The sequence below is a fragment of the Candidatus Dependentiae bacterium genome (assembly GCA_018897535.1).
Classification (GTDB): Bacteria; Babelota; Babeliae; order Babelales; family UASB340; genus UASB340.
Genome location: JAHIKO010000009.1, coordinates 1 through 26,671, shown reverse-complemented (window position 1 = coordinate 26,671; position 26,671 = coordinate 1). Strand labels below are relative to the sequence as shown.

At 29.0% G+C, this 26,671-nt stretch carries 19 protein-coding genes and 2 tRNA genes; 11 read left to right on the top strand and 10 right to left on the bottom strand.

The window, feature by feature from the left end; all coding sequences use genetic code 11:
- From KKE07_00535 to trpS, 4 genes are all read right to left on the bottom strand, one after another.
- A partial coding sequence (locus tag KKE07_00535) for a hypothetical protein (protein ID MBU4269349.1) occupies positions 1–210 on the bottom strand: 210 nt, incomplete at its 3' end.
- A 213-nt stretch (positions 211–423) separates the two neighbouring features.
- Positions 424–510: transfer RNA gene (locus KKE07_00530), tRNA-Leu, on the bottom strand.
- 247 nt (positions 511–757) lie between these two features.
- Positions 758–833, bottom strand: a tRNA-Lys gene (locus KKE07_00525).
- Positions 834–874: 41 nt separating this feature from the next.
- Entirely contained in the window at positions 875–1,876 is a 1,002-nt protein-coding gene (gene trpS / locus KKE07_00520; protein MBU4269348.1) for a tryptophan--tRNA ligase, read from the bottom strand.
- A gap of 150 nt (positions 1,877–2,026) precedes the next feature.
- Here trpS and KKE07_00515 point away from each other — a divergent pair, with 150 nt between their 5' ends.
- The 8 genes from KKE07_00515 (at position 2,027) to KKE07_00480 (ending at position 10,276) form a co-directional block, all read left to right on the top strand.
- Entirely contained in the window at positions 2,027–3,028 is a 1,002-nt protein-coding gene (locus KKE07_00515) for an ankyrin repeat domain-containing protein (GenBank protein MBU4269347.1), read from the top strand.
- Positions 3,029–3,086: 58 nt separating this feature from the next.
- On the top strand, positions 3,087–3,698 hold the full coding sequence (locus tag KKE07_00510) for an ankyrin repeat domain-containing protein (GenBank protein ID MBU4269346.1): 612 nt from the start codon (positions 3,087–3,089) through the stop codon (positions 3,696–3,698).
- A gap of 80 nt (positions 3,699–3,778) precedes the next feature.
- On the top strand, positions 3,779–4,807 hold the full coding sequence (gene ruvB / locus KKE07_00505; GenBank protein ID MBU4269345.1) for a Holliday junction branch migration DNA helicase RuvB: 1,029 nt from the start codon (positions 3,779–3,781) through the stop codon (positions 4,805–4,807).
- Between the two features lie 115 nt (positions 4,808–4,922).
- Entirely contained in the window at positions 4,923–6,218 is a 1,296-nt protein-coding gene (locus KKE07_00500; GenBank protein ID MBU4269344.1) for an ankyrin repeat domain-containing protein, read from the top strand.
- 24 nt (positions 6,219–6,242) lie between these two features.
- A complete protein-coding gene (locus tag KKE07_00495) occupies positions 6,243–7,775 on the top strand; it encodes a trypsin-like peptidase domain-containing protein (GenBank protein ID MBU4269343.1) in 1,533 nt (510 codons plus the stop codon).
- An 80-nt stretch (positions 7,776–7,855) separates the two neighbouring features.
- Positions 7,856–8,575 (top strand): YebC/PmpR family DNA-binding transcriptional regulator, encoded by a 720-nt coding sequence (locus tag KKE07_00490; GenBank protein ID MBU4269342.1) that lies wholly within the window; start codon positions 7,856–7,858, stop codon positions 8,573–8,575.
- A 17-nt stretch (positions 8,576–8,592) separates the two neighbouring features.
- Positions 8,593–9,486, top strand: coding sequence for a YicC family protein (locus KKE07_00485; GenBank protein MBU4269341.1), 894 nt, complete (start codon positions 8,593–8,595; stop codon positions 9,484–9,486).
- The gene (locus tag KKE07_00480; protein MBU4269340.1) at positions 9,479–10,276 is read left to right on the top strand and encodes a hypothetical protein; all 798 of its coding nucleotides are present in this window, start codon (positions 9,479–9,481) and stop codon (positions 10,274–10,276) included. Before KKE07_00485 ends, KKE07_00480 begins: the two co-directional genes overlap by 8 nt.
- Here the strand turns inward: KKE07_00480 and KKE07_00475 are convergent.
- On the bottom strand, positions 10,273–11,472 hold the full coding sequence (locus tag KKE07_00475; protein MBU4269339.1) for a glycosyltransferase family 4 protein: 1,200 nt from the start codon (positions 11,470–11,472) through the stop codon (positions 10,273–10,275). The two genes, KKE07_00480 and KKE07_00475, sit on opposite strands and share 4 nt — an antisense overlap.
- A 9-nt stretch (positions 11,473–11,481) precedes the next feature.
- Positions 11,482–12,585: a glycosyltransferase family 4 protein gene (locus tag KKE07_00470; protein MBU4269338.1), complete on the bottom strand. Its 1,104-nt coding sequence runs from the start codon at positions 12,583–12,585 to the stop codon at positions 11,482–11,484.
- Positions 12,586–12,824: 239 nt separating this feature from the next.
- On the opposite strand from KKE07_00470, the gene gyrA reads away from it, so the two are divergent.
- The 3 genes from gyrA to KKE07_00455 are packed head-to-tail and all read left to right on the top strand — an operon-like array spanning position 12,825 to position 17,190.
- Positions 12,825–15,362, top strand: a complete 2,538-nt coding sequence (gene gyrA, locus KKE07_00465) for a DNA gyrase subunit A (GenBank protein MBU4269337.1) — start codon at positions 12,825–12,827, stop codon at positions 15,360–15,362.
- A gap of 56 nt (positions 15,363–15,418) precedes the next feature.
- Positions 15,419–16,573 (top strand): DNA-processing protein DprA, encoded by a 1,155-nt coding sequence (gene dprA, locus KKE07_00460; protein ID MBU4269336.1) that lies wholly within the window; start codon positions 15,419–15,421, stop codon positions 16,571–16,573.
- Complete coding sequence (locus KKE07_00455) at positions 16,570–17,190, top strand: Maf family protein (protein MBU4269335.1); 621 nt, start codon at positions 16,570–16,572, stop codon at positions 17,188–17,190. The genes dprA and KKE07_00455 overlap by 4 nt, the downstream gene beginning before the upstream one ends.
- Here the strand turns inward: KKE07_00455 and KKE07_00450 are convergent.
- From KKE07_00450 to KKE07_00435, 4 genes are all read right to left on the bottom strand, one after another.
- Positions 17,187–17,570 (bottom strand): hypothetical protein, encoded by a 384-nt coding sequence (locus tag KKE07_00450; protein MBU4269334.1) that lies wholly within the window; start codon positions 17,568–17,570, stop codon positions 17,187–17,189. The genes KKE07_00455 and KKE07_00450 overlap by 4 nt on opposite strands.
- Before the next feature lie 135 nt (positions 17,571–17,705).
- Positions 17,706–18,551 (bottom strand): hypothetical protein, encoded by an 846-nt coding sequence (locus tag KKE07_00445; GenBank protein ID MBU4269333.1) that lies wholly within the window; start codon positions 18,549–18,551, stop codon positions 17,706–17,708.
- Positions 18,552–18,616: 65 nt separating this feature from the next.
- A complete protein-coding gene (locus tag KKE07_00440) occupies positions 18,617–24,040 on the bottom strand; it encodes a hypothetical protein (protein MBU4269332.1) in 5,424 nt (1,807 codons plus the stop codon).
- 19 nt (positions 24,041–24,059) lie between these two features.
- Positions 24,060–26,671 (bottom strand): hypothetical protein (locus tag KKE07_00435; protein ID MBU4269331.1); only part of this gene is annotated, 2,612 nt, incomplete at its 5' end.

Below are 26,671 nucleotides of genomic sequence, written 5' to 3'. Positions count from 1 at the left end.
TTCTTTATAATGTTCTTCCAAATATTGTAAAGGTATCTGTTCTTTTTTAAATCCGGGCAAAATGGTTTCTTTTTGAAAAACAATTAACGTTTGTGAATAAAGAGAGTTTACTGTTTGAGCATCAACTATAATTTCGGCTCTCCAAATATTAGTTGATATTTTTTGAATTATAAAATTTAATTTACTATTTTTTTCAACAATCTCCGGCATGATATTCTCCCTTTTTATTTTTCTGATTATTTTTCAGAGTATATAATTATAGTGGGAAGGTAAATTGTTAGGTCAAGTTTTTTGAAAAACTTTAAAATAGTAGGTAATTTTTTTGATTTTAAAAATAGATTTTATTTAGATTGCTTTTTGTGTGTCCTGCCATACGACTTGTCCGCCGAAGCCTAGGCGAAGTCGGAAGCCTTGTGCGTAGTATGGTGCAAGAGGGGGGACTCGAACCCCCATCCTATTTCTAGGGCTGGCTCCTAAGGCCAGTGCGTCTACCAGTTTCGCCACCCTTGCAATAAATCTAACGCGGCTTAAACGCTGCAGAATCTTTCCTAAATTTTTTTGTCATCCTGAATTTATTTCAGGATCCAGTCCTATAATATATGAATTTTTCAATTTCTGGATGCTGAAACAAGTTCAGCATGACAAGACTTTTTGCAATAAAATTTACAATTTATGCTTGTCATTATCAACTCGGCCATAGGACTTGTCCGCTTTTGGCCCTCTTACTGGCCTGCCAGCCGAAGCCTCGTGCGTAGGCTGGTGGGTCGCCAGGGACTCGAACCCTGAACCTGCAGATTAAGAGTCTGTTGCTCTACCAATTGAGCTAGCAACCCATCTAAAGACATATTACCAAAAGTTGTAAGAAATTAAAGAACTAAAAATAATTAAGTTTCATAGCTTTGCGAACTTCTTGCATTGTTTGACCGGCTTTAACTTTTGCCTTTTCAGTTCCTGCTCTTACTATATTTTCAATATAAGAGATATCTTTTGCAAAATGTTGTCTACGTTCTCTTATTGGTTTTAAAAGTTCCTGTAATATTTCGTTTAAATATTTTTTTACTTTAACATCACCAAGCCCACCTTTTTGATAGTGTTCTTTCATTTCATCAACTGTTTTTTTGTCAGATGCAAAATAGTCCAGATAAGTAAATACAGTGTTACCTTCTATTTTACCGGGATCTTCTACTTTTAAATGAGTAGGATCTGTGAACATGCTCATGATTTTTTTTTGTAGCGTGTCGGCATCGTCTGATAAATATATTGCATTACCCAAAGATTTTCCCATCTTTGCTTGACCATCTATTCCGGGCAATCTTCCGGCATCCTTTGGAACTAACGCCTCGGCTTCAACGAAAATTGGTTCATATGTGCTATTGAATTTTCTTACTATTTCATTTGTTTGTTCTATCATTGGAAGTTGATCTTGACCTACAGGAACTAAATTTGCTTTAAATAACGTAATGTCGGCGGCTTGGCTTATTGGATAAACAAAAAAACCAACGGGAACTCCGGAGCCGAAATTTTTTTGTTTAATTTCAGTTTTTACTGTTGGATTTCTTTGTAGTCTTGGAACAGTTACTAAATTCATGAAATAAAATGTCAATTCTGTTAATTCCGGAACTTGTGATTGAATAAAAATTGTGCTTACTTTTGGGTCTATTCCTACTGCCAAATAATCAAGCGTTACTTCTATTATATTTTGCTTAAGAATCTCTGGGCGTTCGGCATTATCTGTTAGCGCTTGCAAATCTGCAATTAAAATAAATTGTTCATACTCGTTTTGTAGTTTTACTCTGTTTGATAAAGAACCAACATAATGGCCTAAGTGAAGTTTGCCGGTTGGTCTGTCACCGGTAAGAATTATTTTTTTCTGCATAAAATTTTTACCTCTTTTTATTTTATAAATATTTTTTAATATAACAAAACATGATAGTTTTTGGCAGTTTTATTTTTATGAATTGACCGTTTGGTATTTATTTGTTCTAATAATTGCCTGTATTTTAAAAAAAATGTTTATAAGGTTTGTATGAAAAATTTATATAAAATATTATTTGTTTTATCATATTTTTTATTTTTAGATTTATTTTCTATGTCACCAAATTCGCGTTTAATAAAAAATATTTTAGATAAATATAAAGTTACTGATGTTAATAAATTTATTGATTCTGATTTGACACCAATTATTATGGCATCTGCCAAAGGCAATTGGGATGATATAGATATTTTATTAAAGAACGGTGCTGATATAGAAATTGTATCCAAAACTGGTGAAACAACTGCATTAATAGAGGCTTGTATTTTTGAACATTATGATATAGCAAGATCTTTATTGGCTGCTTTTAAAAAACAGGTTGAAGATAAATATAACGAAGATAAATATAACAAAGAGATCAAAAATATTGTTATTCAAAAATTTATAAATCAATTGAATAAAAAAGAATATTCAGCGCTATCTGGTTTGTGCCAGAATTTTAAAGATTTCAGTGATGATGAAAATTTAAACGAAGCTAAGAGGTTTGTGTTTAGAGAGCTTTTAGTGCTAGGTGGAGATTTTAGTGTTTTAGACCCAATATCTGAGAAAAATTTATTGATGTTACTTGTTACTAATGATGATTTTAAAATGGCGGAGATTTTATTGGAACACCTGAAAAAAATCTATTCGCCTCAAGATGAAAATTTACAAAATAAAAATTTAGATGAAAGGTTATTAAGATTTGTCAATTTTAGAGATCATAATGGACAAACTGCATTATTTTATGCGTGTGCAAACGGTGATTTGGAAATGGTAACGTTGCTTTGTGATTATGGCGCTGAAATAGATGTAGAAGATAATTTGGGATTAACTCCTTTACATTTAGCATGTTGTTTTTGGGATGTTGAAATTGTAGATTATTTAATTAATAAACTAAAAGAAATGTATCCTAACAATGATGATTTATTAAATAATTTTATTGACAAAAAAACTAAGGGAACATGTGAAATTTCGTCGCGTGATTTGTTAAAAAGAAGAGGTTATGATTTATTGTAAATTTAAAATAGGTTGTTTTTTTAGATGAATATGCAAATAAGATTATGAGGGGATTATTATGATTGGTTATTTGAATAAGCCTAATAGATTATTTTTTGTATTAAATGTTTTGGGATTTTTTTTAGTATTTAATACTTTAAGTTCCATGGACAACAAATTTTTTCTATTTGGGTTGGAAAGAGACTTTAATAATATTGTTGGCATTTATAAATTTGGAGATTTAGATAAAGTTAAAGAGCATTTGGAAAATAAAATAGGTTTAGAAAAAATTAATATATTTTTAAATGAAGGAAAACAAACTTTATTGATGATTGCTGCAAGCGGTGGAAATTATGATGTTGTAAAATATTTGGTTGAAAATGGTGCGGATTTTAAGATCAAAGATATATATGGAAATGCAGCTTTGCAATATGCTATTAATTGTTGCCCAAAAAAAGGTTATGTTGAAAAAAAATTAGCAAAATTTGAAAATTACTTATTTAAATACGGTGACGATTATATCGAAACAGAGATAGAAAAAAAGCGATCTGATTTACAAAAAGAGTTTGAAGATCAAGTCTCATCTTATAAAGAGGTGATTGAATTTTTGCTCCAAAGAATTCATGCACAGAGTGATCGCGATTATTTGTTAAATGGAGATCATTGGGGGCTAGGTGCCGAGTTAGATTAAAATTTTGTTTTTTAAATATAAATTTTATTTTATGTTATTATGAAAAATAAAATTTATAAATTTATTAAAAGATAACTTTTATGGACTCCCCAATAGAATTATTAAATTTACAAGAAACTCAAGAAGATAGGGTTCTCACATTTGAACCTGAAACGTTTGATCAATATTTGGGACAGGAAGAAATAAAATCTAAACTAAAGGTTTATGTTACGGCGTGTAATTTGCGTAAAGAAAACCTAGATCACATTTTGCTTTTTGGTCCGCCCGGTCTTGGAAAAACAACTTTGGCAAAAGTTATAGCTAAAGAATTAGGTGCAACTTTTAGAATTACAAGTGCCCCTGTTTTGGAAAGAAGCGGAGATCTTGTTGCCATTTTATCCAATTTACAAGAACGTGAAATTTTATTCATAGATGAAATTCACAGATTACCTAAAAATGTTGAAGAAATTTTATATAGTGCAATGGAAAATTTTGCAGTTGATATGATAATTGGCCAAGGTGCCGGTGCAAAATCAATTAGACTGCCATTAAAGTCATTTACATTAATCGGAGCTACAACGAGAACCTCGTTGATTTCTGGCCCATTGCAAACCAGATTTGGAATAGTGGAACGACTGGACTTTTATGATTCAGAAAGTTTGGCAGAAATCGTTAAACAAAATGCAAATTTTTTGAATGTCCCAATTTTGCCTGAAGCGACATTTGAAATTGGCAAGCGGGCTCGCGGAACACCTAGGATAGTAAAAAGAATTTTTAGGCGTGTGCGAGATTTTGCCCAGGTTAAGGGCTATGAAGTTATAAATAAAGAAATAGTTGATATAGCATTAAACTTTCTGGATATAGATGAAGACGGTCTCAATAAACTTGACCGCAAAGTTTTGGCTCATATTATTAAAGATTTTGATGGCGGTCCGGTGGGACTTGATACCCTGGCGGCTATGACGGGTGAGGATAGGGATAGTCTTGAAGATGTTTGTGAGCCATATTTGATTCGAATGGGGCTTTTGCAAAAGACGACCAGGGGTAGACAAATTAATCCTAAGAAATATTTGTCTTTAAGAAAAAAGTTACTGGGTGAAAATATCATAGAACAAAAAGCCATATTTTAGCGTTTTTTAATCAAAATATCTCATTTATAGTTGATTCGTTTTTTTTCAAAAATTTTATTTGTTATTCTTGATTAATGGTTATAAATCGAGAATTTTTACAAAAATGGGGTTTTAAATGAATTTTTTCGTTAATTTGTTAAAAAAAATATGTAAATATCTGACTATTTTAATTTTTTTATTCTATTCAACATCTATTTTTTCAGAATCCAGTTTACGGGAAGAATTAAGAAGTGCTATTTATTTTGGAAATGTTTCATTAGTTTCCAAATTAATTGGTAAGGGTGTGAATATTAATGAAAATGATTCTTATGGGAGGTCACCATTAATTCAAGCCATACTAATGAATAATGTTAATATGGTTAAACTTATTGTTGATAATGGGGCTGAATTGAATAATTCTTATTATTTTAGCAAGACTCCGCTTATAGAAGCTATATGTATAGGTAATTCTGAAATTGTTGAATATTTGATTAAAAAAGGGGCATTGGTTCATTTGGTGGATAAATCGAATAAAAGTCCTATTGAATATGCAGCTGAATATGGTCGTGTTGATATTGCTGAGCTTCTAGTCAATTCAAATATAAATGCAATTAATAGTAGTAGGTCTATAAGAAGTTCTTTGATTTTAGCTGTAGCAAAAGGTCATGGATCTATTGTTGATTTATTAATAAAGAGATTTTTTATTAATAAAAAATTTTTGGAAAATATTAAATTTTCTGATGGTAAAAATCTTTTATTTGCGGCTATAGATTGTGGGAAAAAAGAAATAGTATCTTCTTTAATATCCGCCGGAGCAGATTTAGAAAATATTGATATAAATGGCTGGTCACCGTTAAAGGCGGCAATTTATTTAAATAACAAAGATATTATTAAAATGCTTCTTGAAAATGGAGTAAATGCAAATGGTAACGATAATAATAAAGTACCTTCGCCATTGATTTGTGCTCTTATATATTTTGACAAACGTTACGTAAAAGATGTGGTTAGTTTACTAATAAAGCATGGTGCTAATGTTAATGGCAATAAAAATTATAAGGTTAAGCCTTTATATTTATCGATAGTAAATGATTTGATCGATGTTGCAAAATTATTGATATCCAGTGGTGCTGATTTGAACGCATATTCTTTTGATAATAGTACGACAGCTTTACATAATGCCACTATATTTAATAAATTAGAATTTGTTAATTTATTAATAAATTCTGGAGCAGATGTAAACATTAAAGATAATAGAGGTTTTACGCCTTTAGATTATGCTGAAGGAGAAGTTTTTAATATATTGACTTTGCATGGTGCGTGTACCGGTGAAGAGTTAATTAGTTGGTGGGATAGATTTATTTTGACTATAAATGAATTTATTTCAAATTTAAAAAAGGCTATAATTAACATTGTAAATTGTAAAAATCACTAATTATTTTATAAAGAGGATTCTTTTGTGCAAAAATTAAAAAAATTATTATTACTCAGTTTGGTATTTTTTGTCGAATTTAATTTAAAAAATCTGTGGGCACAAGAGTTTGAGATAAATCAGAATTGTGATTTTTATTCTTGGGTTGATGTTCAAAAAAGATCAAAAAATGCTGTAGTTCAAATTTTTACTTATAAAGATATTTTTAATTGGGTTGTGCCATGCCAAATGCCTGAGCAAGTATCGTCTGCAGGATCCGGTTTTTTTATAGATGATCAAGGTTATATTGCTACAAATTATCATGTTATTAATGAAGCTGTTGTTATAAAAATTCAAATTCCTGAATTTGGTCAAAAGCGTTTTAGTGTAGATATTGTTGGAGCATGTCCATACATGGATTTAGCACTATTAAAACTCTCAAAAGACGATTTTAATTTCATTAAAGATCATTCAGGAAAAATTAGTTTTTTAACATTTGGTGATTCCGATAAAATTTCAAGTGCTCAATCTGTTATGGCTTTAGGCTTTCCATTTGGTGAAATGCATATAAAAAGTACTAATGGACTTATTAGCAGTAAGGTTAGTAATGGCCTTATCCAAATTTCTGCACCAATAAATCCCGGAAATTCAGGCGGACCAACACTTGATGTTAATGGAAATGTTGTTGGAATTAATAAAAGTGGTAAAGATGATGCTCAAAATACCAATTTTATGATTCCATCAAATATAGCAAAAAAAATTCTTGAAAGGCTTAGAAGTAATAAGTTTTTAAGAAACCCTTTTGGGGTTGGTATTTTTAACAATTTCTGGAAAACTACTTTGGATACTTTAACATACCTAAATAATTCAAATATTACCGGTATTATTGTTAGTAAAGTTTTTGAAAATTCAATATTGAAATCGTTGGGAATCGAACAGTATGATATTTTTAGTGAAATAAATGGTTATAAACTGGATAATTACGCTGATTTAAATATTGATAATATGGAAGATTATACAAATATTTTGGCATATCTTTGTACATTTTTAGTAGGAGATGAAATAGATTTGGTTTTTTATAGAAATGGTCAAAAACTTGAAAAGAAAATAAAGCTTGATGATAAATATTTGCCGGCGGTCAGAGAAATCTATCCTGAATATGAAAAAGATTTTACAGATTATGAGATTATAGGTGGTCTTATTGTTATGCAATTGACATTAAATCATGTTGATCTATTAAAAGAATATGATTCGGATCTTAAAAAATATTATTACGACGAAAATCAACAAAAGCCGGTATTAGTAGTAACGCATATTTTATCAAATTCACAAGCCAATTTGGCGATGATGCGTCCTGGTATGATAATTGATGAAATAAATAATATAAAAGTACATAATTTGATAGAATTTAGAGATGCAATTAAGCAATCAAATAAAAATGATTATTTAACAATTAAAACAGATCAAAATATATTTATCGCTTTGTCTATGAAGAAAATATTACAAGATGAACCTATTTTGGCGAGTAGATATTTTTATAAAGTTTCAGATTTGGTCAAAGCAATTCAAGTTGCGAATTAATTCAATTGCCAAATTATTTATTTGATTTAAATTTATTGAAAACAGTATGTACTCAATAATATCAGTTATGGGAGTTTTGTATGTCAGGACATTCAAAGTGGTCAACGATAAAGCATAAAAAAGCCAAAGAAGATGCAAAAAGAGGCCAAGTTTTTACAAAGTTAATTCGAGAAATAACTGTTGCTGCAAAAGAAAGTGGCGGAGATCCTGCCGGTAATGCCAGATTAAGAGTTGTGCTTGAGAAAGCAAAAGCTGCAAATATGCCTCAAGACAATATTACCCGAGCTATAAAAAAGGGTACGGGTGAACTTGAGGGTGTAAGTTATGAATCTGCAAATTATGAAGGATATGGACCGCATGGTGTTGCAGTGATTGTAGAAACTTTGAGCGATAATAAGCAAAGAACTGTTGCAGATTTGCGCCATATGTTTTCAAGACTTGGCGGTAATTTGGGTGAATCCGGAACGGTATCATGGATGTTTGAGCACAAAGGTGTAATTAAAATGGATTCAAAGGGAATGTCCGAAGATGATCTTTTGGAAAAAATGCTTGAATATGATGTTGAAGATGTGCAAGTTCATGAAGGGTTAGCATCTATTTATTGTGATCCTAAAAATTTATATGTGGTTAAAAAGGGCGTTGAAAGTCTTGGTTTTAAAGTTGAAGATGCTTGCTTGGAATGGGTTGCAAAAACTTCTGTAAGTTTGGATAAAGAAGAAGATGAAGAAAAAGTTTATAAGTTTTTAGAGAGCTTGGAAGAACTTGATGACGTTCAGCACGTCTATGTCAATTTAGCTTAATTTGTTAGGAGCAAATAGTGTTTTTAAGCATGACCGGTTTTGCCGGTAAAACTGAAATTTTGAAATTATCAAAAGATGAACAAGTTTCTTTGTTTATAGAATTAAAGACTATTAATTCCAGGTTTTTTGAAGTTACCTGTAAATTACCTAATGCTTTAAGCGCATTAGAAATAAAAATAACTAACAAATTAAAAGATAAACTTTTAAGAGGTCGTGTTTTTTTATCAGTTAAAATTTTAGAAAATGATGGAACCTTACTTAAAGTTACACCATCCATAAAATTACTTGAAGAATATTTGTTGGCATTATCCGATATTAAGAAAAAATTTAAAATATCAGGTGATTTAACAATTTCGGATGTTTTAAATTTACCCAATATTTTTTCTTCACAACCTGTTGAATTTGATATTAAAGCACAAAATTTTGTATTAAAAACAATTGATGATTTAATAGAATCGCTTATAAAAAGCAGATCTGTTGAAGGTGTTCAACTGAAAAAAGATCTTGAAAAGCGTTTTGATATTTGTGGCAAAAAGATGACAAGTGTAAAAAAACGATTTGATTCTTTTGTCAAAGAAAAGAAAGATGAATTGAAAAAATTATTATCTATTTATCAAGAATCGGCAAATGAAGAATCCAAATTAAAATTAGATGAAATTTATTCTCTTTTAAATAAAATTGATGTGCATGAAGAAATTGTAAGATTTGAAAGTCATCTTAAAAATGCAAAAAATATTATCAAAGATTCTGATATTGAAAAGGGTAAAAGATTGGATTTTGTATTGCAAGAGCTTTTACGCGAATCAAATACTATTTTGGCAAAATGTTCAGACTTTGAAATAAGTACTTTGGCTGTTGATATTAAAGTGGAGCTTGAAAAAGTAAGAGAACAGGCTCAAAATCTTGTTTAATTTTATGGAAAATCAGTCTGTAAATAGAGCTTTTTTTAAAGCAAAATTGAATTTAAGCAATTTTATATATGCTCAAAGTTTTTTTTATGAATTTATTAAAAAACATGAAAATATAAAAATAGATTTGCTTATAGATTATCTGGATAAAAAAGAAAGAACTCTTTTACTTGATTGGATTTTATCAACCAAGCTTTTCGATAAAATTTATTTTAAACCTAAAATATTATTTTCTTTTTCAAAATTAAAAAGAGAATTAAGAATAAATAATTATGGTGATTTGATTTTTGATTTAAATTTGGATACTCAAAAAGAAACACCATTGTTGAATATTCCAAAAGATTGGATGATTGCTACAAAACTTAACTTTTTGAAATGGGGCATTAATGATAATATTCGCCTAAATAGAAAAGTTATTTTTATTAATACTTATACGAATAATTTTAAAAAAACCATATCAATATCAAAAATTTTTGATTTTATAGATAATTTAAGTTCGGATGACAATTTTTACAATACAATTTTTGTAATAAATTCAGATCTAAAGACATATAAAAAATATGAGAAAGTGTTTAAAAATTTAGCTCAACATAATACATTTTTATTTGTTTTGACTCATAATTTTTTTCAGCTTGCATCCATGATTATTTTGTCAGATTTAATTATATCTGTTGATTCATTTATTTTGGATATTGCAAACGCAAATAAAAAACAAACCATACAAGTGCCAAATTTTTATTCAGGTCAAGTTGTAGATGATTTAATTAAAAAATTATCTACGATAAATTATTAAATTTCTTTATAAAATTGATCCAGTTTTTTAATTAATACATCTGAAATAAAATTTTCTTTTACATAATTGTAGGCATTTTCACCGTATTTTTTTCTCAATTCAGGGTTGGCAATTAATATTTCAAGTTGCTTTACCAAATCATTGGAATTACCGTTTTCAAATAATAATCCGGTTTGTCCATGCTTTATAGTATTAACAACTCCGGTGTTTGTTGGTCCAATTAATGGCTTTTTAACTAAAGCAGCTTCCATTAATACTATTCCAAACGCTTCATCTTTAGTTGTTAATGCTTTTATATCGGAATGAAACATTACCTCTATTCTTTTATTTGTAAAACCTAAAAAATAAACATATTTTTCTATTTTTAGTTTTTTTGCTAAATTTTGTAATTCTTTTTTTCTATAACCGTCACCACACAATAATAAATTTACCGGTATGTTTTTTTCATAAATTAATTTTTGTATGGCATTAAACATTACAGGATGATTTTTATATCCTCTTAGACATGCAACCATAACTATTGTTGGATAATCCTCAAGGTCAATATTAAATTCTTTTTTGAAAAATTCTTTTTTTTCGGTTGTTTTATTTATATCAAAATTTAAAGATTCTTTTTCATCAAAAAATGGAGCTAAATGTTGCATTTTGGGGTTAGTTAAATTCTCTTTTTGACACTTTAAATTTATTTTATCTATGCAATTTTGATCTACACAAATAATATTTTTAAATTTTGTAAGATACTTGGATTTTAAAGGAGATGGTGAATGTCTTGTTAAAATAACTTTAACGTTTTGGTTTTCTATTTTTTTTAGCATCAAATATTCTTTATGCCTATTGCAATTGATAACAGTAATATTATGCTTTTCAACTATTGTTTTTACTATTTTTGTTATTCCTGGTTGTCTGTGCGGACTGAATATTTTTGATGGTGAAAAACGATAATAGGGTAATTTTTCTTGTATTAATTTTTTTTCAAGATCTGATCCTGTAAGTAGTAAAATTAATGTATTGTATCCGTATTTTATATGAGCTTTATGTTGCGCCAGCGCATGCATGATTAGCCCATCAAATTTAAATACCGTACAAATATTTAAAATATTTGGTTTTTCATTTTCATATAAAAAAGATTTATTTTCAAAATAAACATATTCTGTTTTATAAAAATTAAATGGGATATTAAGATTTTCTATATTCATAATTATCTTTCAAAAATTTATATTTTTATATAATTGTTCAAGTTTAATAAGTGATTTTTGTGATGTAAAGTTATTGCTTACATGGTTATAGGCATTTTCACCATATTTTTTTCTCAATCGAGAATTATCTAAAAGTGTTTCTATTTGTTTTGTAAGATCTGAAACATTATTATTCTCGAACAATAAACCCGTTTTTTTGTGTTTTATAGTATATTCAACGCCAGTTCTTGTGGGACCTATTAATGGTTTTTTAAGTAATGCAGCTTCCATTATAACTATTGATCTACTTTCATTTTTACTGGTTAAAATCTTTATATCGGAATGATAAATTACTTCTATTCTTTTTTCCGTAAAGCCTAAAAAATAAACATATTTTTCTATATTTAATTTTTTAGCCAATTTTAAAAGATATTTTTTGTTATACCCGTCTCCACATAAAACTATGTTGAATAATTTTTTTTTATTATTTATGAGTTCACTTGCAGCATAAAAAAATATTTGGTGATTTTTAATATTGGAAAGTGATGCTACCTGTGTGATTATTGGTAAATCATTAAGTTCTATATTAAATTCTTGTTTGAAAAAATCAGTCTTGTTTAAGCTTGGTTTAAAATTTAATGATTCATAATCTGTAAAAAATGGTGGTATTTCTACTGTTTTTATATTTGAATATTTATTTTTTGCCAGATTAATAAATTCTTGATTGACAGATATTATTGCATCGAACATTTGAGCATATTTTTTCCTAATTAAGCTGCCGGCATGTCTGGTCAATATAATTTTTGTATTTGGAAAATCTTTTTTATTAAATAAAAATATTTCTTTGGCTCGATTGCAATGAATAATTTCAATATTTTTATCGTAAATTATTTGTTTTATTAATCTTTTAAGACTTGGTTGCCTGTGCGCTTTTAGAAAAAAAGACTTTTTAAATGTGTAATATGGTAAATTTTCATTTATAAATCTTTGTTCAAGCACGGAATTTTTTGGAATTACTATAAAAATGTTATAGCCATTTTTTAATAAAGTTTTATATTTGGCCAATACATGCATTTCAATTCCGCCAAAAACCGAAAAGGTACAAATTATTAAAATATTTGGCTTATTATTCATCCAATTAAGCTTTCATATTAAACTTTTAAATTTAAAAAATTATGTAAAAAACATAACTCTTATTTTTAATTAAATAAAGCTTAATTTGCCCTATATTTAAAATATATTAAAAATAGTTGAAAATAGCGTAAAAACTTGTGTAAGATGCCAAAGCGTAGTAAAATTATATACTTAATTTTTAGAAATTATTTTTATTGATTTGAATAAAATTTGTTAACTAGGAAGGGGGACTGAAAAACATGTCTAGTGAAACCCAAAAAAAAGATAAATTTTTAGGAGCGATTGTACCGCTTTCAATTGAAAAAGAGCTAAAGACTTCTTTTTTGGATTATGCAATGTCGGTTATTATAAGTCGAGCATTGCCTGATGTTCGTGATGGCTTGAAACCGGTTCACAGAAGAATTCTTTATGCAATGCACAAGCTTGGTCTTTATAACGAAAAAGCATACAGAAAATCTGCAACTGTTGTTGGTGAAGTTATGGGTAATTACCATCCACATGGCGATTCTGCAATTTATCAATCTATGGTTGGCTTGGTTCAAGATTTTACAAAAAGATATCCTCTTTTAGACGGTCAGGGAAACTGGGGTTCTATTGACGGTGACAATGCAGCTGCTATGCGATATTCTGAAGTTCGAATGGCAAAAATAGCAAAAGAAATTTTGGCTGATATAGAAAAAGATACTGTGCTTTTTATGCCAAACTTTGATGAATCAAAATTAGAGCCAACCGTATTGCCAAGCAAGATTCCAAATTTATTGGTAAACGGTTCAAGTGGAATTGCTGTCGGTATGGCAACATCTATTCCTCCTCATAATTTGGGTGAAGTCATAAATGCTGCAATGGAACTGTTAAAAAATCCAAATATGTCTGAAGATAGGCTTTTTGAATTAATTCTTGCTCCGGATTTTCCAACAGGCGGATTAATTTGTGGTCGATCCGGAATTATAAAGGCATATCAAACAGGTCATGGAAAAGTAATTTTACGTGGTGTTATTGATGTTGAAGGTGACGAAAAAGATCAAAAATTGGTTATTTCCCAAATACCATATCAAGTAAATAAATCCGATTTAATTAAACGAATTGCCGATCTTGTAAAAGATCATATAATCGAAGGTATTTCAAATATAAGGGATGAATCCAATAAACAAGGTATCCGTGTTGTCATTGATTTAAAGCGTGGAGAGTCGGCCAATATTATATTAAATCAACTCTATAAACATACCGCACTTCAAAGTTCAATTTCAATATTATTATTGGCGTTGCATAATAATAAACCGACTGTATTTACTTTAAGAGAAATGTTAGAACACTTCTTGGTTCATAGAAAAGAAATTGTTACCAGAAGAACTCAATTTGATTTGGACAAAAATAAATCAAGAGAGCATCTTTTGCATGGGCTTGTTATAGCGCTTAGTAATATAGATGCTGTAGTGGAACTTATTAAAAAGTCTAAAGATGCTGAAATTGCAATTGATTTACTTAACAAAAAATTTCAATTAACAGAAGCTCAAGGAAAAGCAATTTTGGATATGAAGTTGCAAAGATTAACCGGGCTTGAGCAAGAAAAAATAAGAATAGAGATAGACGAACTTAAAGTAATAATACAAAAATTGGAACTTATCTTAAGTGATCCTGAAGAATTAAAACGTGTAATTATTGAAGAATTTGAAATTATTAAAAAAACATATTCGGATCCAAGAAAATCGGTTATTCAAGGAGCTGTTGATATTCTTGATGATGCTGATTTGATATCGGATGAAGATGTTGTTGTAACGTTAACTCAAAAGGGTTATATAAAGCGCGTTATTCTTGATACCTATTCAGTACAGCACCGTGGCGGTAAAGGCAAAAAGGGTATGGCAGATTTGACGGATAATGAAGATATAGTTCAAGATCTTTTTGTCGCTAAAAATCATGACGAATTATTATTCTTTACCAACTTAGGTAGAGTTTATAATTTAAAAGTCTTTCAAGTTCCTGAAGGTTCAAGAACTTCAAAAGGTAGGGCGGTTGTTAATTTGCTACCGTTAACTGAAGGTGAAAAAGTTGTAAAACTTTTGAGTACTCGAGAAATAGATGAAAAATACCTGGTTATGCTCACCAAAAAAGGTGTAATTAAAAAGACCCCGGGTAAAGCTTTTGCTAAAATAAGAAGTACCGGCATTAGAGCTGTTGGTCTAAATGAAAATGATGAGTTGGTATTTTGTGGATTGAGTTCCGGAAAAGATACAATCGTTATTGCATCCAAGATGGGCCAAGGTATCAGATTTAATGAATCTGAAGTCCGTCCAATGGGCAGACAAGCCGGTGGTGTTCGAGGTATTAGGGTAAGACCTTCAGACGAAGTTGTTGGAATGGAAATAGTTCCGGCTACAAATGAAGAAACGCATTCTTTACTATTTGCAACTGAAAATGGTTATGGAAAACAGGTAAGCGTAACTGATTTTAGGGTTGCTCATAGAGGTGGCGTTGGCGTAAGAACGATTCCAACCGATAAGCGAAATGGATCTGTAATAGGGCTTATTCAGGTTTCTCCTGAGCATAATATTTTGTTGATAGACAATAATGGAAAGATTATAAGACTTTCACCTAAAGAAATAAGAACAATGGGCCGACAAGCTAAAGGTGTAAGACTTGTAAGATTGGATACAAATCAATTTTTATCTACAATAGCAGCATTCGAAGAATCGAATGATGAGAATTCTGAAAAAGAAGCTGTAGCTGTAAAAAAAATTGATACAGTTGTTAGCTCAGATGAATCCGTAACAGAATAAAATATTTAAAATGCCGGGCTAAATTTTGATAGCCCGGCAAATTTGTTGGGGGATTTGTGAATAAAAACAACATGGTATTGCTGCATTTGTCATTAATTAATGGCATAGGTCCGGCATTAGTTTTAAAGTTTATAAAAAATTTATTTGATGACTTTGTAAAAAAGCAAAGACATCCCGGAATTCATGATTTAGAATTTGATTTATTTCAAGTTTATAATTTAAGACAATCGGATTTTATAAATATTTATGGCTTTACGCAAAAACAGGCAGGAATAATTTATTCCGGATTGCGTGATAAAGAGCCATTTGATAAAGAACTTGACCTGATTAATAAATATCAAATTAATTTATTAACATTTTTAGATGCCGAATATCCTGAAATTCTAAAGTCTATCTATTTACCGCCAATAGTTCTTTATACAAAAGGTGAAAAATTAAGCAGTTATGATAAAAAATTATCTATTGTTGGAGCTAGAAAATCTACTAATTATTCAGAGCAAGTGTTAGATTTAATCGTTCCTGAAATTGTCAAAAACAATATATCAATAGTTAGTGGCGGGGCATTGGGCGTTGACACATTTGCACATAAAAAAGCAATTGAGTCGGGCGGTAAGACTATTGTTATACTTGGTTCCGGACTGTTAAAACCATATCCGAAAGAAAATATTAAATTTTTTAAAAAAATTTCCAATGGTTATGGAACTTTGGTTTCTCCGTTTAAGCTAAATTCAGAACCTGATCGTGGTAATTTTCCGGCAAGAAATAGAATTATAGCAGGAATGTCTTTCGGATGTTTGGTTGTTGAAGCTGCTCAAAAAAGTGGCGCATTGATCACGGCTCAATTTGCTCTTGATGAAGGTCGATCTGTTTTCGCGATACCCGGAGATATTTTTAGTCCAATGAGTTTGGGGACAAACAATCTTATAAAACAAGGAGCAAAGCTTGTTTTAAATACAAATGATATTTTGGAAGAATATGGTATTAACGTTATATCTGAAGAAAAAAAAATAAGCGTTAAGGCTAATATAAGTACAGCAAAATCTGAAGAATTTAAAGATAGTTTTTTGGAAAATTTTACTTATGCTACATCTATTGATGATTTAAGCGCAAAATTAAATTTGGATATTTTTACTTTGCAAGAAAAACTTTTTGACTTAGAATTGGAAGGCAAAGTAAAACAAAATTTAGCAGGATATTGGGAAAAACTATGAATAAAGACATTTTATATTTAGCATCAGGTTCGATGCCTCGTAAAAAATTACTTGAAGAAGCAAAAATAGATTTCAAAATTTTAGATCATTTTGCCAATGAATTGGAAATTAATTTTTCAGATCATTTTGATTCTTATGTTTTAGATATTGCAAAAGCAAAAATGAAAGATGCCGTATTGCCAAAAGTAGAAGAGGGACAAGCAATTTTTGTTCTTACTGCAGATACTCTTGTTTATACAAAAGATTCTAAAGAAATTTTAGGAAAACCCAAAGATATTCAAGATGCTAAAAGAATGCTAAAAATTGTAAGTACTCAATCTGTTGATGTGGTTACCGGATGTTGCCTTGAAAAGAAAATATTAAAAAATAGGCAGTGGCAAAAGGTTGATCATAGTTATTGGGTAACTAAATCACAAGTTGAATTTAAGGTTGAAGAGGTTGATTTTGAACAATATTTTAAAAATTTACCTCAAGCACTAAGCTCTGCCAGTGGCGGAATAATAGAAAATTATGGACAGCGTTTTTGCAAGACGATTAATGGTTCATATTCCAATATAATGGGATTGCCAATATTTGAACTTGTTCAAGAGCTTAAAAAGATGAATTTTAAGCTTTAATTGATAGGCTCGTTTTGTTTTGGATTCCAATTTTTCAAAAGCTCATAAAATAAAACATCCTTTTTTTCGGTGTTTATTTTAGGTGAGAAGGATAACAGATCGCGGTTATCAAGTAATTGTCTTTTTGGTCCTAAGCCGTCAATTAATCTTTTTTCCATATGCATTAGAAAATCTAAAATAGCATTGTGAAATTCATCCGACATTTCAGAATCCATATCTAACAATTGTTCTTGTGTAAAAGTGTCAAAAAGCTCTATTTCTTTTATGAGCCCGGTTTTTAATGATTTTTTAATAAGCTCATTTAAAGCCTTTTTTTCATGCTTTAAAAGCCAGCTCATAAGTAAAACCAGTTCAAGCGATAACGAAAAACTCGTTGACATCTTTATTCCTTTGGGTTTGCAAACTCATACACACCTGAGAGTATAAGGTTTTTTGGCGAAATTGGAATAGCCGACAACGTTTTGACTTCAAATTGGGGAGCCTAATTTAGACTTCACAATTTAATTGTATTTCTACTAGAAAAAACTTCTAATTTTATTAATTACTTTTTTTGTAGATCCGGGTTCTTTTTCATTTATTTCATTTTGAATAGAAAGAATTAATTCTTTAGTTTCTATTTTAAAAGTTATTATTTTTTCATTTAGTGCTTTTTTTGTTTTGTATTTTTTTACTATTTCTTCATTGGGTTTAAAATTATCCACGAAATCTAATAATTCATATTTGTTATCTTTTTCTTTTATTTTATTAAAAACTAAATAAGGTGCTTCGGTTAAAACCTCTGATATTTCATTTGATCTTAAATTTTCTATGTGCTTTTTTAATAACGTTGAAAACCATTTAACGCATTTTTTAAAACATGGATTTGATAATTTGTCTTTTTTGATCAAATTAGAAAAATACCAGTCAAAATGAGTTTCTTCACCATTTTTGTTATTTTTCATAAAATTTATGATAGTTTCTTGTGAGTTTATAGAATCTTTAGTTATTTTCTTTTTTGAATTATTTTTAATTTTTTTGAACCTAGGAACGGCTCCGCCTTTTTCTACCTGGTTTCCTATTTCACTTAACATTGAAAATGTAATTAGTGGATAAAGGAAATCATCTTTTTTTCGCCAACTTTGAAATGATACTTTTTTTAGGATGCTTTTTGCCAAATTAGGTTCATCAACATTTGTTAAGGTAAAATTATCGCCTAAACCTATAAGATTATTAAAATCATCAAGTTTATTTTTACTTACAAAATCAATTAAGTTTAAAAAAGTCTTTTTTTTATCGTCAACTAAATTCTCGTATTTTAAGAGTGCACTTATGTATTGCCCGTGAAAAATAATCAGTAGTGCTATTGATAGTATTTTTTTCATAAAAGACCCCTTTTTTTAGAACTGTAAAATTACCAAAAAAAGATTGATCTTTTATTTTTTTAATTTCAAGAATTTAAAATATTATTAATTTCTTTGTTATAAATTAAATCAATAGCATTTTTTTGTTCTAAATTTTTGTTATAAAAATATAAATAATTTTCTGTAACAATTGGTTTATTGTTTATATCATTTAAACCTATTAATTTATCAATATTAAGCGTAAAATTCTTTTCATTAATATTTGTATTGTACATATTGTGAATTGGATCACCTGTAATCTCCAAAGTATTGCCGGCAATATTTGAATTTTCATATGCAACAAAACCATCGATTGAATTATTAATTCTTAAAACATTATCTTTAAAAATTAATTTTGCACTACCAAAGTTTGAATTTAGTAACATGAAATTTGTTCCAAAATTAATTTGTGGTACAGTTCTGTTTGGATCCAAAGATCCTGCTTTTGGTGTTATTGGTTCAGTTAATTCTGTACTTATGAATAATTCATTATCACCTAAATCTGCAAATCGTAATTTACCGGTAAATTTAACATCATCTTTTATTAAATTTAAATTATTATTAATATCTTGAACCACAAAATTCATGTTATACGTTTCTTGTTCATCTTGATTTATTTCAAATTCCGTAAAAGTTTTATCTCCAATATTAATATCAGTCTCACCTAAAAGACCAATAGAGCCTAAGTAATTTAAAGAGTCTGTTTTTGTTATATGTTCAAACCCTGACAAAATTATGCTTTGCATACTCAGCGTATTGTCATTACATTTTATCAATACCGGAATGGTTGCATTTTGTGTGAAACGATCCGGAAGTTGTGATGGAACCAAACTTGTTTGGCCATCTTTGCGTTGTAGCCATGTTAAACCATTGTCAGCTTTAGATAAAGCATCGGAATAATTATCGCTTGGCGAAAGTTCAAATCTTTTTTGACCTTCTATGCCTTTTATATAAAAATTTTGTGCTTGATTATTATCGTTATTTGTAATTTCTATAAATCCTTGGGACATTGTTATATTTTCCGACAGTCCAAATAAAACATTTTGGCCTATAATTATTTTTGAGTCATCCAGTGCATAGTGTGTTGGTTTTGAAATATCGAAATAAGAATTGTATCTAAAGTCAAAAGTTTTTTGGTTGATTCTTAATAGTTGTATATTTTTCAATGTAACTGTTTTGTTTTTTTCTATAATAAATTGGCTATGATTTGGATTTGCAAAAATTATAACTGCACCGTTACCATTGATTGTTACATTGCCGTTTATATAAATTCTTTGATTAGGGTGTATGAAAACACTGCTATCCAAAGATATGTCGCTTGCAATTGGCCCATTGGTTAAAATACTGTTTTGACTTTGTCTTTGTAGCGTAACTATTGCATCGGAATTGTGTTTGATATTTTGACTTGCAATTATTGCATCGCTATTAATAATTGTATTTGAATTATAATTTATTTGATTTTGTATATCATCTGTAATTTCATAATCGTGAATTATTGCTTGTGAATTGTAATGTATTTTGGGTTCTAAATAAATAATGGCATTTGAATTATTAATTATCTCTTGTTGAAGTCCTGTAACTTCAAGATTTATAATTGCATCGGAATTGTGCTTAATTTGATCTGATAAATATTCCGGAGAGTTATGTAAAATTGCATTGGAATTATATTTTATTAAGTTATTATTTGTTTCAGTTGTGCTACTTATATGTCTAATATCATTATCTATTTTTATTATCGCATTGCTGTTGTAAATGGCCAATTCTTCAGTATCTATATTTAAAATTGCGCTAGAGTTCCATCTTATTAAATCATCGTGAGTTAAAATTGTATTTGAATTGCCATTAATTATTTGAGTAATATAATTTATGTCGTTAGTATTTTTATTTATTGCAGATGTATTGTACCCATTGTTTAGAGTGTTTTGATCTATTTCTTGACTGTTTTTTACAATAGCATTTGAATTCCAAACTATTTTTGGATCTTGAGTCACAATGGCATTTGAATTGTTTTTTATGTCTATTTCAAGTTGTTCTACTTGACCTTCAAGATCACTTATATCTGTATCGTTGGCATCTAAAATTGAATTGGCCGAATCTATTGTTGTGTTTGTTGCCGTGAGATCCGTTTGTACATCAGTCGTTCTTTCGGTAAGAGAATTAACTTGCGTTGTAATTGTATCTAATTGAGCCTGTAGCAGAGGGTATGTTGGGTCGTTGCTTAATCTAATTATGGCGTTTGAATTATTATTTATTTTTTTATCATGTTCTATTATGGCATCCGAATTATGCTTTATTTCTTGAGATAAAATTACAGGGTCACTGTTTATTATGGCATTTGAATTATATCTTGTTTGATCTTGTAAATCTTCTTTTATTTCATAATCGTTAATTATGGCATTTGAGTTATAGTATATTTTTGTGTTTAAATTTAAAATTGCATTTGAGTTGTTATTTATATTTGGAGCGATTGCTGTCCAATCAAGACTAACGATTGCATCTGAATTATTTTTTATTGAAGGTTCCAGTGATGATGGATCAGAATTTATAATGGCATTTGAGTTATATCTTATTTGATCTTCAAGATCTGCGTTTATTTCATAATCATGCAATATGGCTTGCGAATTATAATGAATTTTCGTATCCAAATATAAAATGGCATTTGAATTATTTTTTACTGCAATTGCAAGTATTGAAGTGTCAAGGCTTACAATTGCATCTGAGTTATGTTTGATTTGTTCCTTTAATTCAATTGCCGGATGATTAATTATGGCATTTGAGTTAAAGTAAATATTTTTGTTTTGAGTCAAAATAGCATTTGAATTATTTTTTATTTTATATTGTATGTCGGCTGTTATTTCGCTATCTCGAATTATAGATTGAGAATTGTAATGGATATCTTTTGTATTTTTAATTAAAGCATTTGAGTTATAAATTATATTTTTGCTATTTTGTATAATGGCATTTGAATTATATTTTATTTTATTATTTTGATTAATTATAAAATTCGAATTTGTTGTAATTTGAGTTTGTAAATTATCTGTGATTTCATAATCATTTATTATTGCTTGTGAGTTGTTGTGTATTTTTGGTGCCAAAGAAATAATGGCATTTGAATTATTTTTTATTCTATCTTGCAGCGATGGATCATGCATGTTTAATATAGCGTTTGAATTCCAAGTTATTTCTTTGTCATGGGTTACAATTGCATTGCTGTTGCTGTAAACTAAATATGTTGATGGTTCAGTTTCACCCAAATCAAAACCATATATTGTATTATCTGAAATCCAGTTATTATTATTGCCGTCGGAAAGTGTAATTGATTGTTCACTCCAACCATTAATACCGGAATTGTTTGTGACTTTTATTTTTGATAGTGGCTTATCAAAGTTAATATTTGAACCTCTATTTGCAAAATTTAAATTATTTTGAGCACTTGTTGAATTGTCTATGTATAATTTACCGTCAAGATAAACTCTGGCATCTGAATTTATGTATGTATTTAAATCTTGTTCCGATCCCAAACTCGAATCTCCAAATATTAGAGAATTTGAAAAAGCCTGTGGCGAAATGTCCGGTGTGTAATTAAAGGAACGAATTTCTAAAGAATTGTATCCGGGATCGGGAAATCTACCTGCGATTGCGAATTTTTTTCCGTCATTACTCCATGCGACAGAATTTCCATATGTTGCGTATTCAACAGAATCGATCAAGTCTAAAGATTGTCCGGTGAAAGAGTATATTCGCATAGCTTGTACTGTTGCTGGACATGCAGCTCCAATTAGTAAATATTTACCGTTAGGACTCCATTTTACAGATTTGACCGATGTATCTACACCATAACTTGCTGAGGTAATTAATGTTGTTGCTGTACCGTCAAAGTAGTAAACTTTTATTTGATTCTGATATGTTGATGTGTAACCGCCTACCGCAAGATATTTTCCATCACGGCTCCAGTTAACGCTGTACGCGTTGTCTGTGTAACTTATACCTTCTATTAAAGATAGCGATGAACCATTGAAATAATAAATTAAAATATCATCGCCTGAAGGATTATCTCCACAAACTGCCAAGTATTTGCCATCAGGACTCCAACTAACCGATTGAGCGTCGTCACCATAATTTTTAGTGTCTATAAGTTCTAATGAAGATCCATCAAATGAATATATTTCAATTTCATCGTGTCCAAATATTGGTGTCATTCCTCCAATAGCAATGTGTTTACCATCTGGGTTCCAAGCTACCGTAGAAACTTGTGTTCCATAATTTTCACTAGATATAAGTTCTAATGATGTCCCATTAAAATAATAAACTTCAAATTCATTATGTGTAGTTAATGGATTATAACCACCTATAGCAAGATATTTGCCATTAGGGCTCCAATCTGCACCATATATTTTGGAATTTGATCCTCCAAAATCCAGCTCGGTTATTAATGCCAGAGAACTTCCATTAAAATAAAAGAGTAAAAGTTCTGTAGTTGATGAAGATATTCCACATGCAAGATATCTACCATTAGGATGCCAAGATACAACGTAATTTGGACCAACATCTCTTGAAACTAATGCTGTACCAAATCCTGTGATTAAGTTTTCACCATAGGTACTTAATGTGGTTTTGTTATCCAAATATAAAGAACCGTTTTTTAATTTTAAACCGGTATTGGTTATGAGTAATGTACTGTTGTTTAATTTTATTTTTGATGATTTATCATGCATAACAATTAGATCGTTATATGTTGTGCTTGGATAAAATGAAAAGAATGAATTTGGCCCGAAATTTAACGAAGAATTTGGTAAAATATAACTTGGTTTTATTGCATTATAGTTAAATGAAAATGATCCTGTAAAATTTACATCATTTTTTATAAAAAACTGACCATTATTGAATGCAAAATCATCATTTAAATTAAATGTTGTATTATCGAATGTAATTTGTGAGTAATAATTTGTCAAAGCTATTGGCGGAGTATCAAGTGTGTTGAGATCATTTTTAAATATTATATTTTTAAATGTCACACAAACATTGCAATCCAGCAAAATTTGAGAATATTTACCCAATATTAAACTTTTTCCCAGTCCATCAATTATGCCACTGGATGTTATTAAAAAAGTCATACTGTTTGTTGTAAAAAGATCTTCATTCAAATAAATTATTTTACCATCAAGAGAGAGATCTAAATTTCTTTGAACTTGCGTATTATAAAGATAATTATTTACCTGTTGTTCAGGTGCACAAGAATAAGTAAGTGTGTTTCCAAAAGTTCTAATATTTTGATAGCCACCTTCTTTGATAATGTTTTGTTGGTACCAGCCGGTTATTGTTGACATACTTGGTGTTGCAAAATATGTTCTACTATTTTCAAGTACAATTGCAGCTTGAGGACTGTGAAAATTTAAAGTAGAACAATAAAAATTTTCAAAAAACAAAAACAATATAAAAATTATTATTTTGTTAAAAATTTTACAATTCAAAATGTTCTCCCTTTTCATACTATTTTATTTTCAAAAATTTACTTAATTCTTGTTCATAAATTAAATCAAGTGAGGTTTTTTCTGTTTTTGAAAGATCTTTTAAGCATAAAAGATCTTCTTTTATAATTGGCTTATTATTTATATCATCCAATCCTATTAATTTATTTACGAATATTTCTAGATCTTTTGTGTTTGATGTTATTTCATAATTATTACGAATTGGATCTCCGGTAATTTCTATGATATTTCCAATAATTTTTGAATTTTTGTTTGTTGTAAAACCATTAATAGTATTATTAATTCGTATTGTAAGATCTTCAAAAATAAGTTTTGCCGTACCAAAATCCGAATTAATATTCATAAAATTGGTGCCAAAATTTATTTGAGGTATTGTTCTTGAATAATCATTTGATCCAAGTTTAGGTGCGATTTTTTCTGTTAAAGCTGTTTGAATATATAGTTCATTTTCTCCAAAATCTGAAAAATTTAATTGTCCTGTAAATTTAAGATCATCTTTTATTAAAATTAATTTATTATTGAGATCCTGAATTATAAAATTCATATTATATGATTCTTGAATATTTTTATTTTTTTCAAATTCTGTAAACGTTTCATCACCTATATTTATATTTGCTTCACCTAACAAAGCTGTAGCACCTGAATAATTTGTAGAATTTATTTTTGTTATATGTTCAAAACCTGACAAAATTATATTTTGAATTGCAAAAGTGTTATCATTGCATTTTAGTAAAACAGGAATTGTTGCATTTTGTGTAAACAAATCCGGATAAACAGGTGTAAGCTTACTGATAATTCCGGCTTTGCGCTGAATCCATGTTAATCCATTGTCTGCTTTTGAAAGCGCATCGGCGTAATCATCTGTTGGCGCTAATTTAAATTCTTTTTGTCCCTCTATACCCTTTAAATAAAATGTTTGAGCTTGACTGTTAACGTTATTTATAATTTCGATTAAGCCTTGAGATACAGTTATATTTTCTGATAAGCCAAATAAAACATTTTCTTCTATTTTTACACAGGAATTTTCTAAAGAATATTTTGTTGCTTTTGTATTATCAAAAAATGATCTATACCTTAAATCAAAACTGTTTTGGTTAATTCTTAAGAACTGTATATTTTTAAGTGTTACGGTTTTGTTTGGTGCTACAACAAATTGAGAATGATTTGTACCACCAAAAATAATAACTGCTCCATTACCATTTATTGTGACATTGCCATTAATAAATATTCTTTGATTTGGATGTATAAATACACTGTCATTTAAATTTAGATCGATTGTTATTGGGGCTTGGGTTAAAATTGTTTCTTGTTCTGTTGGATTGAAATTGATTATAGCGTCGGAGTTATGTTTTATCTTAAGTTCAAGAGCATCTTTTGTGTTGTTTATTATGAAATTTGAATTATATCTTATTTGATCTTGCAAATTTTGTTTAATTTCATAATCATGCAAAATAGCCTGTGAATTATAAAATGCTTTGAGTGCTATATTTATAATTGCATCAGAGTTATGTTTTATCTCTTCTTGTAGCGATGTTGCGTCTAGGTTTATAATTGCATCGGAATTATGTTTTATATTTTCTTGTAATGGTTCGAGAAGTAATTGTTTGTTTATTATTGCATTTGAATTGTATGATATTAGAATATTATTATTTATTGTTGCAGAACTTAAGTATAATGCTTTTTGTGCTTCTACAATAATTGCACTGTTATTTTGTTTGCTTAAATCACTTATTTCAATATTTGCGGTTGCACTTATATTCCAATTATTTTCTTTTTCATGCGTTACTATTGCATTAGAATTGTTTTTAATGCTTTCAGTGTTTTGACCAATATTTAATGTATTTGTGTTTATATTAGCTGTATTTGTAGCAATATTTAATGTTGTTGTATTTATATCAGTTCTATTTTTTACAATGCTATTGGAATTTTGGGTAATTTCTCTCTCATGAGTTACTATGGCATTTGAATTATTTTTTATTTTTTCTGCTAATGCATCTATATCATTTGATAACGTATCCAATTCACTTGATTGTGTGTTGGCCCTAGTGTTTGAATTTTCTGCATCATCTATAGCTTGAGCAACTCCTGCCTGTAATAATGCAATTTCATCTTCAAGCCCTGATATATTCGAATTTATTGTGTCTATTTGTGATTGTAGTCCTGCCGCAGTGGAACCTTGTGATATTTTTATAATACCGTTTGAATTGTAATATATTTTTTTGTCGTGTTCTAATATGGCATCAGAATTATGTCTAATTTGATCTTCAAGATCTGTTGAGTTTAATGCATTCAAAATAGCGTTGGAGTTATATGTTATTATATTTTGAATTAAATCTGTAATTTCATAGTCATGTAATATAGCTTGAGAGTTATATTTAACATCCATACTTGATTTTATTATTGAATTTGAATTATATTCGATACGTTTTAATGGTTCGTAATTTATAATAGCTTCAGAATTATGCCTAATCTTTTCTTGAACAATTGCAGAATCGCTATTTATAATGGCCTCAGAGTTGTGTCTTATTTGTTCCTGTAAATTTTGTTTTATTTCATAGTCATGTATTATGGCTTGTGAATTATTATGAACTTTGGGTTCAATATTTATTATGG